This is a genomic window from Streptomyces palmae, assembly GCF_004684805.1.
Taxonomy (GTDB): Bacteria; Actinomycetota; Actinomycetes; order Streptomycetales; family Streptomycetaceae; genus Streptomyces; species Streptomyces palmae.
In genome coordinates, this window is the sequence record NZ_SRID01000780.1 from 1 (window position 1) to 695 (window position 695).

General features: G+C 73.8%; 2 protein-coding genes. One reads left to right on the plus strand and one right to left on the minus strand.

All coding sequences use genetic code 11. The annotated features are described in order from the left end of the window. The coding region (locus tag E4099_RS33460) for a hypothetical protein (RefSeq protein ID WP_167828581.1) at nucleotides 1-259 on the plus strand (259 nt) is incomplete at its 5' end. A 10-nt stretch (nucleotides 260-269) separates the two neighbouring features. On the opposite strand, the gene E4099_RS32615 is transcribed toward E4099_RS33460, so the two are convergent. Beyond that, a complete protein-coding gene (locus E4099_RS32615) occupies nucleotides 270-617 on the minus strand; it encodes a cupin domain-containing protein (RefSeq protein WP_135342675.1) in 348 nt (115 codons plus the stop codon). Nucleotides 618-695 lie beyond the last annotated feature (78 nt).

The window sequence follows — 695 nt, forward strand, 5'->3', positions numbered from 1 at the left end:
GGGCGTGGCAGGGCCGGGCGGGGCGGTGCTGGTGTTCCGCTGCACCCGGGGGAGCGAGAAGGGCGTCGACCCCTTCGTGGAGGGGAGCCTCGTGGTCAAGCCCACCGATGCCCAGGGGAAACTCGGCGACCGCGGGCGGGGTGAAGCGGCCATGGCCGTTCTGCGCTCGGTGACCTCGACGATGGCTGGGCGGCTGGGCTGCCTGGACGAGGCCCGGATCCCGGCGAAGCTCCCCGCCCCGGGACCGCCGGTGCCGTGACGGAAGCCCGTCACTCCGACGGCGTGGGGCACCCCGTGGTCGCCGTCACCGCCGTCAGCAGGACCGCCGAGTCCTCGACCGCCAGCAGGCTGTGCCGCTCGGGGGGCAGCTCCTGGACCTGGCCGGCGATGAGGTCCTGCTGCTCGCCGGCGGCGGAGGTCAGGCGTACATGGCCGTGCAGGACCTGAAGGCTGGAGGCCGGGGGCGCGTTGTGCTCCTGCAGCGTCGTCCCGGCCAGCAGCGCGATCACGCTCTGCCGCAGCGGGCCGCTGTGCACGAACAGATGGGCGCTGCGGCCGTGCGGATCGTCCTTGGCCTGATTGAGATGGCGCCGGGCGAGCGCGGTGAGGTCGTCCATGGGCTTCCTCGATCGCCTGATCGGTGCGTGGGGCTGCGGGCGGGCAGGGCCGGGGGCGGCTTTCGCCGGTACGTATCT

What these genes read in the sequence shown, in the direction of transcription:
- E4099_RS32615 (WP_135342675.1), bottom strand. Translation starts at nt 617, where the DNA reads ATGGACGACCTCACCGCGCTCGCCCGGCGCCATCTCAATCAGGCCAAG.